Source organism: Amycolatopsis sp. M39 (assembly GCF_001651785.1).
Classification (GTDB): domain Bacteria; phylum Actinomycetota; class Actinomycetes; order Mycobacteriales; family Pseudonocardiaceae; genus Amycolatopsis; species Amycolatopsis rubida.
The window spans coordinates 1-15,743 of the sequence record NZ_LWSF01000027.1; the positions used below are offsets into that span (position 1 = coordinate 1).

The window sequence follows — 15,743 nt, forward strand, 5'->3', positions numbered from 1 at the left end:
TACCACCACCGACACACCCAACCGACCACCAGGTTCCACAACACCCTCTCAGGGAATCTGATTCCGTCAGGGTTCCCCTCACGACCCTCCACCAGCTGCGAGGGGGCTTCGCGTGCTTGCGCTCAGGGAGTCTTTTACGGACCACCGCCGCCTGTGCGGCTACTTGGCCGCCTTCGCGACCGGCAAGTCGATCCCGGCGCGGAAACGCGGGCACTCGTCCAGGGCGCCTTCGTGTCGGCACGTCATGAGGTGGTGCAGGTACGCCTGCGCGTCGAGCAGCCGCGTCACCTGCTCCTGGATCGCCTCGATCCGAGAGGCGACCGTGCTCCGCCAGTCGCCGGGCTGGCCGTGGGCCCCGAGCAGCGCCGCGATCTCGTCGAGGCTCAGGTGGCCGGTTTCGCGCCAGGTGCGGATCAGCGCGATCCGGTAGAGCTGGTCCCGGTCGTAGAACCGCCATCCGGAGCGGCGGTGCGGCTCGATCAGGCCGCAGTTCTCCCAGTAGTGCAGCGTCGACACCGGCACGTCGAAGCGCGCCGACACCTCGCCGATCGAGTACAGGTCCACGCCCCATTGCACCGCATCTCGGCCACCATAAGCAAGGTTAGCCTAACTAAACATACCGCTGGCGTACCAGTCGGCCTGGTCGCGGACGCCCGGCAGCGCGAAGAAGTAGCCGCCGCCGAACGGCTGGACGTAGTCCACCAGCGGTTCGCCGGCCAGCCGCTGCTGCACCGTCTCGAACTGCCGCCGCACGTCCTCCTGGTAGCAGACGAACACGTGCCCGGCCTGGAGTTCCCCGTTCGCGTCCACGCCGAGGTCGTAGTTGTAGGAGCGGCGGACCAGGCGCTGGTCGCCGGTGGCGGGCGTGCGCGGGTTGGCCTTGCGGATGTGCGCGGTCAGCGGGATCACCGCGCCCTTCGGGTCGGCGGCGTAGTCCGGGTTGTCGGTCTCGGCGTTGCCGTCGAGCGGGGCACCCGAATCGCGGCGGCGGCCGAACATCTTCTCCTGTTCGTTGATCGACACCCGGTCCCAGAACTCGACCAGCATCCGGATCAGCCGCACCACCTGGTAGCTGCCGCCGCGCGCCCACGCGGGCTCGGCCGGATCATCGACCCACACCAGCCCGCCCGCCTCGCCGCCGACCGGATTCGCCGTGCTGTCCTTGAACCCCAGCAGGTTCCGTCCCGCGCCGGACGGTCGCGGCGGCGGGTTGTAGCCGTGCATCTTCCACCGCAGCTGCATCGCGCCGCGGGTGTGCCGGGTGAGGTCGCGGAGCGCGTGGTGCACGGTGTCCGGGTTGTTGGCGCACAGCTGGATCAGCAGGTCCCCGTGCATCCAGGCGGCTTCCGGCGTGTCGTCCGGGAAGATCTTCATCGGGGTCAGCTTTTTCGGTTTCCGCGCAGCGAGGCCGACGCGATCGAAGAGGCTCGCGCCGAACGAAACCGTGACAGTGAGGCCGACCGCCAGGAACGCGGTGAGCGCAAGCGCACCCGCGCCGATCGCCACCGCGCGTTCGACCTCGCCGCGCAATTGCGCGGAAAGCCCCATCGCGGTCCGCCGCATCCAAAACACCATGCCGGTGACGAGGAATACCGCGAGCACGCTCAACGAGCCGCCGACGATCTGCTGTGCCCGGGAAGAAAGGACATCGGTGGAAAAGGTGAGAATTGCGGCTAAACTGCCCGCCACGGTCACTGCGCCCAGCCATACCGGAGCGGTGGAAACCGCTTCTGCCGCACTGTCTTGGGGTCGCCGCATCTTGCGCAGCGCGGCCAGCAGGATGCTCACCACGAGGCCTGCTTCCAGCCCTTCGCGCAAGCCGATCATCAGGTTCGGAACCGCGTCTGCCCACTGCACGCAGATTACGATAGGCAAACCTAAATTGCCGGTCGGGAGCGGGCCGGGAACCGGTTCCCTTTCTCCCGGATAGCCCCTATTCGGGGCCGATGATCCGTTCGACCGCCTCGGTGATCAATTGCTCCCGTTCCGCTTCGGAGAAAACGTCCGGCAATGTCAGCTGTTCGACGATCAACCAGTTCAACGCGAGAATCAGCAGCTTGACCGCGGTGGCGTCGCCGGGAAGCCCGGACGCCACGTGGTAGGCGACGTTCCCCTCGACATCGGCCCGGACCCGCTCCGTCAGCACCCTCCGCAGCTCCGGCCGCCGAGTGGCCTCGAGCCTGAGCTCCAGCAACGCCAGATATCCGGTGCGAAACGCCGCGATCCGGCTGACCAGCTCGCGCATCAGCCGCGCATACGACTTCCGGTCCCCGAGCCCAGGCGGCAGCGAGTCGTCCTCCGGCTGCAGCCGCTCATACACCCGAGCCCCGGCCTGCGTGAACAGCTCGTCGCGGTTGGCGAAGTAGTTCGACGCGGTACCCGCGGGCACGCCGGCCTCCCCGTCGACCGCCCGGAATGTCAGGCCGCGCGCACCCTCGCGCGCCAGAACCTCGATCGCCGCGTCGACGAGCGCAGCCCGCCGCTGGTCGTTCCTCCGCACCATTTGACACCACTCCAGTTGTAGTTGTACGGTTCAAACCACTTCATTCATAGTACTACAAACGGAGTTACCAGATGCGAAAGCTCGTGTACTACATCGCAGTCACCCTCGACGGCCGCATCGCCGGCCCCGCGGGCGAGTTCGACTTCTTCCCGCAGGGCGACGCCCAGCAGACCGCCGCCTATATGGGATTCATGAGCACGCTGTACCCGGAAACCGTCCCGACCGCCTTCCGCGCCGTCGCCGGTGTCGAGGACGCCCCGAACCGCCGGTTCGACACCGTCCTGATGGGCCGCGCGACCCATCAACTCGATCCGAGCGTCCCCAGTCCCTATGCGCACCTGCGCCAGTACGTCGTGTCGAGCACCCTGAAACCGGACCTCGACCCGGCGGTGACCGTCGTCCCCGGCGATCCGGTCGGCCTGGTGAGAGAGCTGAAGAAGGAGGAAACCGGAAAGGACGTCTGGCTGTGCGGCGGCGGCACACTGGCCGGGGCGCTGCTGCCGGAGATCGACGAGATCGTGCTGAAGAGCTATCCGGTGATGGCCGGTGCGGGCATCCCGATGGTGGACGGCGGGTTCGACCCGGCGGTGTTTTCGGTGGCGGAACGGACGGCATTTCCGAACGGGGTCACGGCGACCCGGCTTGTGCGGAACTAGGCGGACTGGCGGTGGCCGCGGCTTTCCGGGGCGGATCGGCCAGGCCGGCCCGCGCTCGGCCGACACAGCGGCCAGGTCCAGCTGCCGCACATCTCCGCCTCGACCGACACAGCGACCACACCCACCTGCCCCGCATCTCCACCTCGGCCGACACGGCGGCCCAGGCCCAGCTGCCGCACATCTCCACCTCGGCCGACACAGCGACCACACCCAACTGCCCCGCATCTCCACCTCAGCCTGGACCGAGCCGCGCCCGGAGGGTCAATCGCCGCATCGAGTGCCTGGCGTGCATCTGATGCGGCGTCGAGGAAGCGGTTTTCCGTTGCCTCGCGGCGATCCGTCAGGTGAACTGATCCGGGTCCGGCCCGGTGCGCAGGCCGCGGTCGGCGGCGGCGATGGCGGCGAGGTCGCTGTCGGTGAGTTCGAAGTCGAAGACGTCGAGGTTCTGCCGGATCCGGGCGGGCGTCACGGACTTCGGGATCACGATGTTGCCCAGCTGCAGGTGCCAGCGCAGCACCACCTGCGCGGCGGATTTCCCGGTGCGCACGGCGATTTCGGTGATCGCCGGGTCGGTCAGGACCGCGCCCTGGGCGAGCGGGCTCCACGCTTCGGTCGCGATGCCGTGCTCGGCGTGGAAAGCGCGCAGTTCGGCCTGCTGCAGACCGGGGTGCAGCTCGATCTGGTTGACCGCGGGCACGAGGCCGCTGTCGTCGAGCAGGCGGCGCAGGTGGGCGGGCTGGAAGTTGGACACGCCCGCGGCGCGGATGCGGCCGTTCTTGGCGAGGTGTTCCAGGGCGCGCCAGGTGTCGAGGTAGCGGTCGCGGGCGGGTGCCGGCCAGTGGATCAGGTAGAGGTCGACGTAGTCGAGACCGAGTTTCGCGAGGCTGGCGTCGAAGGCGCGCAGGGTGGAGTCGTAGCCCTGGTCTTCGTTCCACAGCTTGGTGGTGACGAAGAGGTCGTCGCGCGAGATCCCGGACTCGGCGATGGCGCGGCCGACTCCTGCCTCGTTGCCGTAGATCGCGGCGGTGTCGATGCTGCGGTAGCCGGCCTCAAGCGCGCTGGCCACCGCGGCGGTGGTCTCGTCGTCCGGGACTTGGAAGACGCCGAAGCCGAGCTGCGGGATTTCGACGCCGTTGTTGAGGCGGATCTTCATGGGAGTTGCCTTTCTCAGTGCTGGACGAGGGGTTCGGTCGCCGCGACGCGCGGACGGCGTTCGAGAGCGGCCGACAGGAAGGCGAGGCCGAGCGCGGAACCGGCGAGCGCGACCCCGACCCAGTTCGGTGCGGTGTAGCCGAATCCGGCGGAAATCACGACGCCGCCGAGCCACGCGGACAGCGCGTTGCCGAGGTTGAACGCGCCGATGTTGACGACGGACGCCAGCGTCGGCGCGCCGTGTGCCTGGTCGAGAACGCGCTTCTGCAGCGGCGGCACAGTGGCGAAGCCGAGCGCACCGATCAGCAGAATCGTTGCCGCGGCGAGGATTTTGCTGTGCGCGGTGACGGTGAACAGAGCCAGGACGATCGCGAGCCCGCCGAGGCTGACGTAGAGCATCGGCATGAGCTTGCGGTCGGCGAACCGGCCGCCGGTCAGGTTGCCGAGGAACATGCCGATGCCGAACAGCACCAGCAGCCAGGTCACCGCGCCCGCCGAGTATCCGGCGATCTCGGTCATCATCGGGGCGATGTAGGTGATCGCGGCGAAGACCCCGCCGAAGCCGAGGACCGTCATGGCCATCGCGAGCACCACCTGGACGTTCCGGAACGCGGCCAGTTCCTTGCGCAAATGCGCCCCTTCGGGCCGGGGAAGGTCCGGCACCAGCTTCGCGACCCCGGCGAGCCCGACGACGCCGAGCGCCGCCACGATCCCGAAGGTGACCCGCCACCCAACCGCCTGCCCGACGAACGTGCCGAGCGGCACGCCGACGATGTTGGCGACCGTGAGCCCGGTGAACATGATCGCGATCGCCCCGGCCCGCTTGTCCGGCGCGACGAGCTCCGCCGCGACGACCGAGCCGATCCCGAAAAACGCCCCGTGCGCAAGCGAGGCGACAATCCGCCCGGCGAGCATGACCCCGAACACGGGCGCGACCGCCGACAGCAGGTTCCCGGCGATGAACAGGCCCATGAGCAGCATGAGCATGGTCTTGCGATTGATCTTCGTGCCGAGCATGGTCATCACCGGCGCTCCGGCGACGACTCCGAGCGCGTACCCGGTCACCAGAAGCCCCGCGGCCGGGATGGACACTCCGAAGTCGGCGGCGATCTCGGGGAGAAGGCCCATGATCACGAATTCGGTGGTGCCGATCCCGAACGCCCCGATGGCCAGCGCTACCAGTGCCAGTGGCATGAGCCCGCGTCTCCTTGGTCTACGTGTTGGTGCCGCTTGTCGGCCTTGGCAATAGTTGCATACGCGGCATGTTGTTGGCGCTTGTTGTTGATGAGAGTCACAGTTGCTGGCGGCCCGGGGAGGCACGAGGAGAGGACGCGGCCCGGGCGGCGAACTCAGGGCAACGGAGACTCCTACGGCGCAAGCCGCAGCGGCGACAGAATCGGAGCAGTTCTCGGCGCGAATCTCCGGCACACCCATCCAGCGGCATAACCCGCGGCCGCGCCGGCCAGACCGAACGGCAGGCCGTAGCTCACACCGTATTCCAGAGCGTTCATGCCGAGACCGCGTTCGGCGATCCCGGGCACGTGCGGAGTCCTGAGCAGCTGTGGGATGAGCACGGAACTGTTGGCGGTGGTGACGAAAATGGCGGTGCCCGACACAAGCAGCAGTACCACCGAAAGCGCCACTGCGTAACCGAGATACGCCTTCTCGACCAGGCCGAGCACGAGCACTGCCATCCCGCCGCCGAGCAGCGGACCGCCGAACGCGACGACGAAAGCGGACTGGAGCACACGTCCGGTAAGGAAAAGCCAGTACCCCGGGCCAGCGAGCCGGCGAGTTTCCCGGCGATCGGGAGGAACACGAGCGACGCGACGAGGACGACGGTCATCACCAGCGCCACCTGGCCGGTCCCGAAGGCGGCGGCGATGTCGGGCAGGCCCACCCGGACGAAAGAAGTTGGCGTTCTCGGTCAGGAGCGCGATCGCCACGACGATCGCGACGTAATACCCCCTCGACCGCTCTGCGACCGAGGTAACCGGCGGTCCGTCCGGATCGAGCGGGTCAGTCCCGCTGTCCGGGACTCACTCCGCCAACCGGTCCAGCGCTTGCTTGAGCTGCGGAATCCAGGCCTCGTGCTCGGGTTTCATCAGCACCGAGCGGAGAATGGTGACGGTCTCGGCGTCCCGTTCGACGTCCGGATGCAGCGCGGCGAACGCATCCGCGTCAACGCGCAAAGTGGACAGGTACAGCGGGTTGTCCTTGTCCGCCATGCCGTTCCGCAGGATGGCGTTGGCGGCTTCGGTGATCTCGCTCATCCGGGCCCGGCGCGGCCAGTAGGCGACGATGTCCAAGCTGGGCTCAAGGTGCAACGCGAAACGGTCGGATTCCCTGAGCAGTCCGGCGAAGTCGCTCGCCGCTCGGCGGCAAGCGGCCAGCAACCGGCCGAGGCCATGGTCGCGTTCCAGTGGGAAGGCTTGCAGGGTAAGCCAAAGTGCGCCCGCGGCAGCGCCCGCACGGGAGCATTCCAGGGAGATCTCCCCGAGGTGCAACTCGTCGGAAGTGAAGTAGGTATAAGGAGAATCGTGTTGGTAGAACCGGCCGACCGCCGGGTCGGCGAACAACACCGCCCCGCATCCGTACGGCTGAAGCCCATGCTTGTGCGGGTCGACGACGACGGAATCGCACGAGCCGATCGCACGGTAGGCCTCGTACTCGCCCAGCAAGGTGTAGAACCCGCCGTACGCGCCGTCGACATGCAGGCGGACTCCGTACTGTTCCTTCAGCGCAAGGGCCTGCTGGATGTCGTCGACCGCCCCGAGCCCGGTCGTTCCCGGGGTCAGCACCACCGTGCCGACCCCGCCGCCGCGGACCTCCGCTTCGACGGCGGACAGATCAACGCGCCCGTCGGGAAGCGCTGGCACCGCTCGGGATTCCACGCCGAGCACCTGGCACATGCGGCCGTGCGTGTAGTGCGCGTCCCGCGAGTGGACGACTGCCTTGCCGGGAGCCAGTTCCCGGGCGACCCAAAGGGCTTCGAGGTTCGCGATCGTCCCGCTGGAGGTGAGGTGGCCGAGCGACGGCTGCGCGAACCCGAACATCCGGGCCAGGTCCGCGATCACCTCGACCTCCATCGGCGAGGTGGCCTGCGAGGCGTCGAGCGCGTGGTTGTTCGGGTTGACCACCATCGCGGCGAGATAGGCGGCGACCGCGACCGGATGCGGCGGTTTGAGCATCTGGCCCGCGTAACGGGGGTGGAAGAAGGGGAAGGACGCGTCCATCCGGGCGGCGTAGTCGTCGAGCAGCGCGGGGAGATCGACGTCCGGTTCGCTCGCCGGGGACAGGGTGAACGGACCCCACTTGCGTTCCCATGCCTCGACCCCGCGGAGAGCCTGGTCGATCAGTTCGCGCCGGTCCATGCGTCACCTCGTCGGTCGCGGGTCGCTTCCTCGGGCACCCTACCGACTGACGGGAAGCGGATTGGGCTTCGCGCGCCCGCGCTCTAAGGTGTGACGACGTTTCTTTCGCGCGGTGAGGAGCTTTCCGATGCCTGACGAACCCCGTCCGCAGGGAATGCCGCCGGCCGGACCCGCACACCCACCGGCGCAGTGGACCGGGCAGCCGCAGCCATGGCCGGTTCAGCCGAACGCCCAGCAGTACCCCGGCTACTCCCCCTATCCGCCTGCCCTGCCCGCTCCGGCGAACGGTGTCTGGCTGGGCGTGCTGTCGCTGGTGCTGGGCGTCCTCGGCTGCGTGGTCCCGCTGCTGCCGATCGACCTGACCGGCGTCCGGGCGTACCTCGCGCTCCCGTTCGGGCTGGCCGGGCTGGCCTGCGGACTCGCCGGCGTCGTCGGACGGCGCACGGGCAAGCCGGTGTCGGGAGTGGGCATCGGGGTGTCGGCGATCGCGCTGGTGCTCGGCGTGATCATGCTCGGCAATCAAGTCGCGGGCTGACGTTCTGCCCAGAGCGGAACCGCTGTCGCCGAAGGCCGCGCGGATGCCAGGCTGGGCCTATGGCGGACATCCTTCCTTTCCACCAGCGCCGCGCCCCCGCCCGGGACGACGAGGCGGAACCCCTGTGGCGCGAGGTGCTCGGCCGCAGTCTCCGCGCCGCTCGGGAAAACCAGGGCGAGCGGCTCGTCGACGTCGCCGAGCGCGCCGGGATCTCGCCGCAGTACCTGTCCGAGATCGAACGCGGCCGGAAGGAACCGTCGAGCGAGATGATCGCCGCGGTGACCGGTGCGCTCGGGGTCGGCCTGGCCGGTCTGCTGAGCGGGATCGCCGGAGACCTGCGGCGGATCAGCGTGGCCGGACCGCGGCCTGCGCGACGTCCGGCCGGGCCGGTGCTCATGGCCGCCTGAGCCGACCCGCCACCGGGCCAGTGCCCACGACGGCCGGAGCCGAGGCGTGAAGCCACGGGCCGGACCCCCAGACCGGCCCGCGCCCCGCCTCACGGACGAGCTTCGATCACCTGGTCCGCCAGCCCGTACTCCACTGCCCCGGCCGCGTCGAACACACGGTCGCGGTCGGTGTCGTGCCGGAGTTCCGCCACGTCGTGGCCGGTGTGCCGGGACGTGATCTCCTCCAGCTGCGTCCGGACCCGGATCACCTCGTCCGCTTGCAGGATCAGGTCCGGGATCGTCCCGCGCCCCTGTGCGGCGGGCTGGTGCAGCACCACCCGAGCGTGCGGCAGCACCGATCGGCGGCCGGCGGCGCCGGCGGCCAGCAGTACCGCGCCCGTCGCCACTGCCTGGCCGACGCAGGTCGTCGCCACCGGGGCCTTGATGAAGCGCATCGTGTCGTACAGCGCCAGCATCGCGGCGGGGTCGCCGCCCTCGGAGTTGATGTACAGGTTGATTTCCTGCTCCGGGTTGTCCGACTCCAGGAACAGCAGCTGCGCGATCAGCGCGTTCGCGACGCCGGAGTCGATCGCCGTGCCCAGGTACACGATCCGTTCCGACAGCAGGTGCGAGTAGACGTCCATGATCCGCTCGCCACCGGGGCTGCGGGTCACGACGTTCGGGATGGTGTAGGTGCTCATGCGCGTACCCCCAGGCCCATCGCGTGCGTGCGCACCGGCACGACCTGCTCCAGGCGGTCGACGATCTGGTCGATGAAGCCGTAGTCCCGCGCCTCCGCGGCGGTGTACCACCGGTCGTGCAGGGAATCGGCGAAGATGCGGTCGAACGGCTGTCCGGTGTCCTGTGCGGTGAGGCCGAGCACGGTGTCCCGCGTGTAGCGCAGGTCGTCGGCCTGTACCTCGACCTCCACGGCCGAGCCGCCGATTCCCGCCGATCCCTGGTGCATCAGGATTCGCGCGTGCGGCAGGGCGAAGCGCTTCCCGGGAGTGCCCGCGGACAGCAGGAACTGCCCGGCGCTGCACGCCAATCCGAGTGCGAGCGTCGAAACGTCGCACGGCACCAGCCGCATCACGTCGCGGATCGCGAGCATCGACGGGACCGAACCGCCGGGCGAGTGGATCCACAGCGCGATGTCCTTGACCGGGTCTTCGCCTGCCAGGGACAGCATCTGGGTCGCGAGGACCGTCCCGTTGTCGTCGTCGAGCACGCCGTCCAGTACGAGGACCCGCTGGCTCAGGAATCGTTCCCGGAGCCGCTGGTCGAACATCGGCGGAGTCGATTCGTTGGTCATGCCTCGACCTTGCCGCCGCGGCGCCCGTCGCGTCCGCTTTCTCTGCCGACGGCAGATCTGCTGTGAGCAGCGCGGAAAGTCAGGCGGTTTTGCGCACCAGGTTCGTGTACCCGGCCAGCGCCAGCGTCGCCAGTCCCCACACCGCGACCTGCACTCCCCAGATCGCCGCGGTGAACACCTGCCCGGCGGCGCTGGCCGTGTCGAGGTCGCAGCGGCTCCGCAAGCCGGTCGGCGCGATCGGCAAGCCTCGGTCGAGCCCCAGCCCGATCAGCTCCACCGGGGAACACGCCGCACCGGTCGCGACCCGTTGCGCCGCATGATGTCCAGGCTGGGTTTCGGTCGCCCCAGCCCACAGTCCGAGCGCTCCGGCCGCGACGAGCGCGAGCAGCAACGCCGCCGCCGTGCGCCGGGCGCGGTAGCCGTATCCGGCCAGCGCACCCCAGATCCAGTGGAACAGCCGCGACATCCGTCCGCCGAGCGCTTCCGGCGAACGGCGGCGCAGGTCGTCCTGCTGCGCGATCAGGATGGTGCGCGCGTTGCCGTCGTGGCCCGCGGTCCGTTCGACGGCTGCCAGCTTCTGGTAACCGGTGGCGTCGTAGTACTCGGTGTGACAGCGAAGCAGGTGCAGCCACCGCCGCCAGCCGAACGACGGATCGATGGCGGCGTAGGTGAACCCGTCCAGCCAGGCCAGCTCGGAATGGCCGCATTCGGCGCTCGTGCTGCCGTCGGGGCACACGAGTTCGTCCGGCATGAACACCGTGGTCGCTTTCGCGTCGGAGAGCCCGAGCAGCCGTCCTTCCGGCGACGTGACGCGCGTGGTCGCGGAAAACTCGAGCTGCCCGCCGATCTGCGCGCCCTGCAACCGCACCGCGCCGATCTCGCCCTTGCCGCTCAGCTCCGAATCGCGGATCAGCATGCTGCGGCCGACTGTCAGGGTGTCCGCCTCGACGGCCGGTCCGAGGTCGTTGGAAACCTTGATGCTCTGACACTCCAGCGGACCGCCGACGCACGCGCCGTTGAGGTGGATCGCGCCGTCGGCCGACGAGCCGGTGATCCGGGTTCCCCGGTGCAGATACAGCCCGCTGCCCAGCTCCGCCGAACTCGCCTCCAGCGCCAGCCCGGCCGGGTTCGTGATGTCGGCGTCCCGGCACAGCAGGCTCCCGCCGATGTGCGCGCCGATCAGCCGGATCGCCCCGTCCGTACTGTCCCCGGTGATCCGCACGCCGTCGGACAGGTGCAGGTCCCCCTCGATCCGCACCCGCGACGCGTGCAGGCCCGGCATCCGCCCGCCGATCAGGTACAGGTGCGGCAGCCTCGCCTGGCGCGCGAGCACTGGCTGGTCGAACACGCAGGCGAGCAGCATCAGCCCGGCGGCCGCGGTGACGCCGTCGAGGTTGAGCAGCCCGGTGATGCGGGCCCTGGCCAGCATGATCCCGCGCGGATCGAGGTCGCCGTGCCTGCCGAGCAGCAGGTCGCGGAGGACCTGCGCCCGCAGGATATGGTCCGGGTTTTCGGTTTCGGCGAGGTCGGCGACGTCGATCTGGGCGGCGCCGAGCAGTTCGCCTTCGCGAGCCGATTCGACCAGACGTTGTTCGAAGTCGCTGAGCTCGGTCGTCCGGGGCGCGGTCACGCCTCAGATCATGCCCGGTCCGGGGCTCAGTCGCGACCGTGTTCGAGCTGATCGGCGAGGTCCGCGAGTCCGCAGGCGTGGAAGTCGAACCGATCGGCCGGCCCCGGCGGGTCGCCGACCGGGCGGCTGACGTACGCGGTCCGGAACCCGGCTTCCCGCGCCCCGCGCAGGTCCCAAGCGTGCGCCGCGACCATCAGCAACCGCTCGGGCGCGCGGCCGGCGACGTCAATGGCGAGGCGATAGACGTCCGGAGCGGGCTTGTAGGTGCGGGCGTCCTCGGCGGACAGCACGGTGTGCCACCGCAGTCCGGCGTTCGCGCACAGATCGAGCAGTACGGTCCGGCTCGCGTTGGACAGCCCGGCCAGCGGGAATCGTTCGCCAAGACGGGCGAGGCCATCCACCGTGTCCGGCCACGGCGGCAGCCGCCGGGCCGCCAGCGCCAATTCGGCGGCGTCCCCAGTACCGGCTGCGTCGGCGACGGCCTGCGCGGCTTCCCGGTCGATGACATCACTCGCGACGTACGGCCGTTCCCCGGCGACAATGCGGACCTGCTCCTGCTCGACGTGCTTCTGCCACACCGAAAGCAGCTCTTCGACCTCCGCGGCGGCGAGCGACGGCGCGAACTTCCGGATCCCCGCGCGGATTCCGGCCGGTTCGTCGACGAGCGTGCCGAGCACGTCGAACACGAGCACCTCGATATCCATGATCGCAACCTATCCGGACGTTCCGCACCGGGCAACCAGCGCCCGTGTTCCGCCGCGGCCCAACCGTGGACCCGACGCGGCTGCGCCATCCTGTCCACGGTGTTCGCGAGCTGTTCAATGTCCACAGTGGACATGAGCAGGCCAGCGCGTCCGCGCGAGCCGGTCTGGCCCAGCCCGCGTCAGTCCACCGTGGAGGTTCTCCGCAGCGTGAAGAACGCCGCGACCACCACCGCGAGCCCGATCACGTACGCGAGCACCAGCAACCCGACGCGTCCGCTGAAGTTGCCGCCCACCGGCGGAAGCACGACGGAAAACACCGCGACGAGTGTGCTCACCACGGACCGCACGCGGCCGGCGGGCAGCGACGCGGCCAGTGGGATGACCGCCCACAGCAGATACCACGGCTGGACAACCGGCCCGAAGATCACGACCGCGCTCAGCATCAGCCCGAGCGAGCGGACCGCGTCGATCCGGCCGGTCCACTGCCGCCGCAGCGCCACGACGATCCCGGCCGCGGTGAGCACGTACCCGATGATCTTGCCGACACCGATCATCGTCTGCGTGATGTGCGCGCCGAACAGCGAACCGACGCCGCCGACGAGGAAGCCGAACCAGTTCGTCGGCGCCATCCAGCTGTTGACCTCCCCCGAGGTCGTCAGCGCCGGCACCCAGCTGAACCCGATCCCCGACGCCAGCGAAACCGCCGCGGACACCGCCGCGAAGACGAGGACCATCGCCGCGCCGGCGAGCAGGAATTCGCCGATCCGCCCGCGGCGGCGGGCAATCGCCGTTCCGACCGCGGCCAGTGCGACCAGCGCGGGCACCTTCACCTCCGCGCCGAGCGCGATGAGCAGCACCCCGCCCGCGAGCGGCCACCAGCGAATCCGATCGCCCAGCGCTTCCAGCGCGACCGCCACGCCCGCGACCATCAGGCCGAGCATCAGCGAGTCGTTGTGCGTCCCGGCGACCAGGTGCCACAGAACCAGCGGGTTCAGCACGCCCAGCCACAACGCGACTCGCGGTGCCGCTCCCGCCGCGGCCGCCAGCCGCGGCACCGCCCAGGCGATCAGGACGAGCCCAGCCACCTCGATCAGCCGATGCAGTGCGACGCCGACGATCGGATTCCCGCCGGACGCCTGCGCGATGACCCGCTCGACCGCACCGAACAACGGCCCGTACGGCGACGGTGTCTCGCGCCAGTAAACGCTGACCCGGCCGACGATGTCCGACGCTGAGCCCAGTGCTTGCCGCGGCCCGACGACGTTGAGATCGAACCCGTGCGCGGCCACCGCACCCTGCGCGAGATAGCTGAAGACGTCCCCGCTGAACAGCGGCGGCACGACGAGCAACGGCCCGCACCACAACGCGAGCGTCCACTTCAGCCAGCCCGCGCCGGGGAGGTCCGAGGCAAGGACACGCCCGCCGAGCAATGCCCACGCGAGCACCACCAGCCCGACGCCGGCGATCCCGCCCGCGAACGGCAGGACCCCGGACATCCCGGCGGCCCCGGCGTACACCGCGACGGCCAGCAGCAGCACCCCGCCGAAGCCAGTCCAGCGCAGACTCGCCGCGGACGCGAAACTGAAGAACCGCACGGGCCGCGAGAGCGTGACCGCCTTACTAGACATGCGTCGATCGTAGTAGCCGCCGCCTCCGCGACCCCGGCTACCGGTCGGTGAAGGCTCCTTGCGGGAATCTGATTCCCGCAAGGAGCCTTCACCGACCACCCTGAGCTTAAGTCCACAAAGGACTAACTTAGTTCTGGTCGCGGGTGATCACACCGCAGGCGAACCGGGAGCCCGCGTCGCCGGTCGCCGTGGTTTTCTCGTCCGGCACCGGCGCGTTGGGGTCGCCCCGGACGCTGTAGCGGTCGGCGGGAATGTTCGCGAAATTGTCGGGCTTCGAGTGCACGATGATCGCGGTCCCGGCAGGACCGAAGAGCTGATCCAGGGTGAAGGTGTCCAGCACGAACTTGATATACCCGCGGCCGTTCGACCGCACCTGGACCGGCGGCAGCTGCCCGATCGGCAGTCCGGTGTGGTGGTCCATCGGCATCAGGTGCCCGCCCGCCGCGGTGAACGGGTTCGTCGGATCGCCGACGGTGCAGTTTCCCTTTTCGTGAACGTGCATGCCATGGAACCCGGGCGGGAAATGACCGGTGAGGTACACCTCGACCCAGACGGAGTGCGCACGGCTGTCGGTGGTGAACCACGCGGAGCCGACCTCGTTGCCCTTGGCGTCCTTCAGCGTGGCGGAGGCGGCATCGCCGCCTCGGTAAGCCGCCCCGGCGGGCTGCCGGGCGGTGTCGGGCAACTGCTCGCCGACGTAACCGCTGGCCGCTGGCGCCACGCCCATGACCAGTGCGCAGGCACCCAACGCGCCTGCCACAAACTTCTTTCTGCGCACGGTATCTCCCTGAAGGCACTGGTGATCTCTGACCGATCCAGAATCGGGCCTCGCCTTCCCCGTGGCCAGGGGCCAGATGGCACTAACCGGGTCCTGCGCGCGGCGGAATGTCCATCTTTCGCGAATCTCCGGTCAGGAAGAATATTCGGCGATCAGCCGCTTCACCGTCTCGTACACCGGTTTCGCGGAATAGTCGTCCCGCAGCAGCCCGAACCGGTTTTCCCGTGGACCGCCCGACAATCCGTCGCGCAGCCCGAAAATCTCGTACGTGGTCACGCCGACCTCGGAAGCCAGCCCGAACACTGTGCGCGCCACGGATTCCATCACGCGAACCTGTTGCTCCTCCGAATTCTCCGGTCCCGTCGGCCACCCGGTCTCGGTGATATGAATCGGCACACTCGCCGGGATTCCGATCGCCGACGCGGATTCCCGGAACGACCGCACGACGTGGGTCACCGCACCGGCCAACGCGTCGGCAGGCACCGGGCGGAAGACGTCCGGGAAGAAGTCCAGGCCAAGGAAATCGACCCGAGCCAGCACCTGCGGAGCCACCGCCGAGCGGACCGCGGCCCAGAACGGATCACCGGGCAGTGCGACCGCGGCGTTGAATCCGATCGCCACGTCGACCCCCAACCGCGCCCGCTCGTCCAGCGCCGCCGCGAGCCCGGCACCGAGCGCTTCGTAGCAACCAGGACTGCCGCCGTCCAGCGGCGCGGCCACGTTGACCTCCTCGCAGACCTGCAGTTTCCCGCCGCCCAACTCGGCGACCTCGCGAACCGCGGCACGCACCGCGGCGGCGAACCCGGCCGGATCGGCCTCCGAACTGCCGTAGCCGAGCACGTAGTCGACCGCCCGCCCGTCGCCGAGATACGGCACCGGGTTGGGCGGCGTCGGCCCGTGCGGCCCCCGGTAGTTGCGGTAGCACCGCACATAGAACCGTTCCGTGCCCTTCGCGAGGTCCCGCAACGCTTCCGCGGTCCGTTCGACGTCCTCCGGCGGCGCGTCGATGAAGGTTTCCAGCCGCACCAGATCGGTGCTGACCACGCCGGGCCACACGCCAAAAGCGATCATGAACATCTCCTCCA

Annotated in this window: 17 protein-coding genes; 3 read left to right on the plus strand and 14 right to left on the minus strand. The window is 69.3% G+C overall.

Annotated features, from left to right (window positions below; all coding sequences use genetic code 11):
- Nucleotides 1–159: 159 nt before the first annotated feature.
- The 3 genes from A4R44_RS36965 to A4R44_RS36975 all read right to left on the minus strand — a co-directional run bounded on the left by A4R44_RS36965 (nt 160) and on the right by A4R44_RS36975 (nt 2,503).
- Nucleotides 160–576 carry a MerR family transcriptional regulator gene (locus A4R44_RS36965; RefSeq protein WP_232791947.1) on the minus strand — a complete coding sequence of 139 codons (417 nt, stop codon included), beginning with the start codon at nt 574–576 and terminating at the stop codon, nt 160–162.
- A gap of 30 nt (nt 577–606) precedes the next feature.
- Entirely contained in the window at nt 607–1,857 is a 1,251-nt protein-coding gene (locus tag A4R44_RS36970) for a Dyp-type peroxidase (protein ID WP_157905085.1), read from the minus strand.
- 76 nt (nt 1,858–1,933) lie between these two features.
- Nucleotides 1,934–2,503: a TetR/AcrR family transcriptional regulator gene (locus A4R44_RS36975; protein ID WP_067591515.1), complete on the minus strand. Its 570-nt coding sequence runs from the start codon at nt 2,501–2,503 to the stop codon at nt 1,934–1,936.
- A 71-nt stretch (nt 2,504–2,574) separates the two neighbouring features.
- On the opposite strand from A4R44_RS36975, the gene A4R44_RS36980 reads away from it, so the two are divergent.
- Complete coding sequence (locus tag A4R44_RS36980; protein ID WP_067591518.1) at nt 2,575–3,159, plus strand: dihydrofolate reductase family protein; 585 nt, start codon at nt 2,575–2,577, stop codon at nt 3,157–3,159.
- 340 nt (nt 3,160–3,499) lie between these two features.
- Here A4R44_RS36980 and A4R44_RS36985 read toward each other — a convergent pair whose 3' ends face one another.
- The 4 genes from A4R44_RS36985 to A4R44_RS37000 all read right to left on the minus strand — a co-directional run bounded on the left by A4R44_RS36985 (nt 3,500) and on the right by A4R44_RS37000 (nt 7,685).
- Nucleotides 3,500–4,312, minus strand: coding sequence for an aldo/keto reductase (locus A4R44_RS36985; protein ID WP_067591521.1), 813 nt, complete (start codon nt 4,310–4,312; stop codon nt 3,500–3,502).
- 14 nt (nt 4,313–4,326) lie between these two features.
- Nucleotides 4,327–5,505 (minus strand): MFS transporter, encoded by a 1,179-nt coding sequence (locus A4R44_RS36990; RefSeq protein WP_067591524.1) that lies wholly within the window; start codon nt 5,503–5,505, stop codon nt 4,327–4,329.
- Between the two features lie 173 nt (nt 5,506–5,678).
- Entirely contained in the window at nt 5,679–6,059 is a 381-nt protein-coding gene (locus A4R44_RS36995) for a hypothetical protein (RefSeq protein ID WP_067591527.1), read from the minus strand.
- 291 nt (nt 6,060–6,350) lie between these two features.
- Complete coding sequence (locus tag A4R44_RS37000; protein ID WP_067591530.1) at nt 6,351–7,685, minus strand: aminotransferase class V-fold PLP-dependent enzyme; 1,335 nt, start codon at nt 7,683–7,685, stop codon at nt 6,351–6,353.
- Nucleotides 7,686–7,812: 127 nt separating this feature from the next.
- Between A4R44_RS37000 and A4R44_RS37005 the strand changes: the two genes are divergently transcribed.
- Nucleotides 7,813–8,220 carry a hypothetical protein gene (locus A4R44_RS37005; protein WP_157905086.1) on the plus strand — a complete coding sequence of 136 codons (408 nt, stop codon included), beginning with the start codon at nt 7,813–7,815 and terminating at the stop codon, nt 8,218–8,220.
- Nucleotides 8,221–8,279: 59 nt separating this feature from the next.
- Complete coding sequence (locus tag A4R44_RS37010; RefSeq protein WP_067591536.1) at nt 8,280–8,627, plus strand: helix-turn-helix domain-containing protein; 348 nt, start codon at nt 8,280–8,282, stop codon at nt 8,625–8,627.
- Nucleotides 8,628–8,716: 89 nt separating this feature from the next.
- Here the strand turns inward: A4R44_RS37010 and A4R44_RS37015 are convergent, their stop codons facing one another.
- From A4R44_RS37015 to A4R44_RS37045, 7 genes are all read right to left on the minus strand, one after another.
- Nucleotides 8,717–9,307, minus strand: coding sequence for a ClpP family protease (locus A4R44_RS37015; RefSeq protein ID WP_009073577.1), 591 nt, complete (start codon nt 9,305–9,307; stop codon nt 8,717–8,719).
- Complete coding sequence (locus A4R44_RS37020; protein ID WP_067591539.1) at nt 9,304–9,918, minus strand: ClpP family protease; 615 nt, start codon at nt 9,916–9,918, stop codon at nt 9,304–9,306. Before A4R44_RS37020 ends, A4R44_RS37015 begins: the two co-directional genes overlap by 4 nt.
- Before the next feature lie 79 nt (nt 9,919–9,997).
- Nucleotides 9,998–11,548 (minus strand): hypothetical protein, encoded by a 1,551-nt coding sequence (locus tag A4R44_RS37025; protein WP_067591542.1) that lies wholly within the window; start codon nt 11,546–11,548, stop codon nt 9,998–10,000.
- 26 nt (nt 11,549–11,574) lie between these two features.
- Entirely contained in the window at nt 11,575–12,252 is a 678-nt protein-coding gene (locus A4R44_RS37030) for a haloacid dehalogenase type II (protein ID WP_067591545.1), read from the minus strand.
- A gap of 179 nt (nt 12,253–12,431) precedes the next feature.
- Nucleotides 12,432–13,880, minus strand: coding sequence for a polyprenol phosphomannose-dependent alpha 1,6 mannosyltransferase MptB (gene mptB, locus A4R44_RS37035; RefSeq protein ID WP_067591548.1), 1,449 nt, complete (start codon nt 13,878–13,880; stop codon nt 12,432–12,434).
- A gap of 127 nt (nt 13,881–14,007) precedes the next feature.
- Nucleotides 14,008–14,658 carry a superoxide dismutase family protein gene (locus tag A4R44_RS37040; RefSeq protein WP_157905087.1) on the minus strand — a complete coding sequence of 217 codons (651 nt, stop codon included), beginning with the start codon at nt 14,656–14,658 and terminating at the stop codon, nt 14,008–14,010.
- A 132-nt stretch (nt 14,659–14,790) separates the two neighbouring features.
- Nucleotides 14,791–15,729 (minus strand): hypothetical protein, encoded by a 939-nt coding sequence (locus tag A4R44_RS37045; RefSeq protein WP_067591799.1) that lies wholly within the window; start codon nt 15,727–15,729, stop codon nt 14,791–14,793.
- Between the last annotated feature and the right edge of the window lie 14 nt (nt 15,730–15,743).

Bases quoted from the DNA above. Each gene is read 5' to 3' on its own strand.
- A4R44_RS37015 (WP_009073577.1), bottom strand. From the start codon at position 9,307: ATGAGCACCTACACCATCCCGAACGTCGTGACCCGCAGCCCCGGTGGC.
- A4R44_RS36990 (WP_067591524.1), bottom strand. From the start codon at position 5,505: ATGCCACTGGCACTGGTAGCGCTGGCCATCGGGGCGTTCGGGATCGGC.
- A4R44_RS37005 (WP_157905086.1), top strand. From the start codon at position 7,813: ATGCCTGACGAACCCCGTCCGCAGGGAATGCCGCCGGCCGGACCCGCA.
- A4R44_RS37000 (WP_067591530.1), bottom strand. From the start codon at position 7,685: ATGGACCGGCGCGAACTGATCGACCAGGCTCTCCGCGGGGTCGAGGCA.
- A4R44_RS37045 (WP_067591799.1), bottom strand. From the start codon at position 15,729: ATGATCGCTTTTGGCGTGTGGCCCGGCGTGGTCAGCACCGATCTGGTG.
- A4R44_RS37020 (WP_067591539.1), bottom strand. From the start codon at position 9,918: ATGACCAACGAATCGACTCCGCCGATGTTCGACCAGCGGCTCCGGGAA.
- A4R44_RS36975 (WP_067591515.1), bottom strand. From the start codon at position 2,503: ATGGTGCGGAGGAACGACCAGCGGCGGGCTGCGCTCGTCGACGCGGCG.
- A4R44_RS36980 (WP_067591518.1), top strand. From the start codon at position 2,575: ATGCGAAAGCTCGTGTACTACATCGCAGTCACCCTCGACGGCCGCATC.
- mptB (WP_067591548.1), bottom strand. From the start codon at position 13,880: ATGTCTAGTAAGGCGGTCACGCTCTCGCGGCCCGTGCGGTTCTTCAGT.
- A4R44_RS37010 (WP_067591536.1), top strand. From the start codon at position 8,280: ATGGCGGACATCCTTCCTTTCCACCAGCGCCGCGCCCCCGCCCGGGAC.
- A4R44_RS36985 (WP_067591521.1), bottom strand. From the start codon at position 4,312: ATGAAGATCCGCCTCAACAACGGCGTCGAAATCCCGCAGCTCGGCTTC.
- A4R44_RS37030 (WP_067591545.1), bottom strand. From the start codon at position 12,252: ATGGATATCGAGGTGCTCGTGTTCGACGTGCTCGGCACGCTCGTCGAC.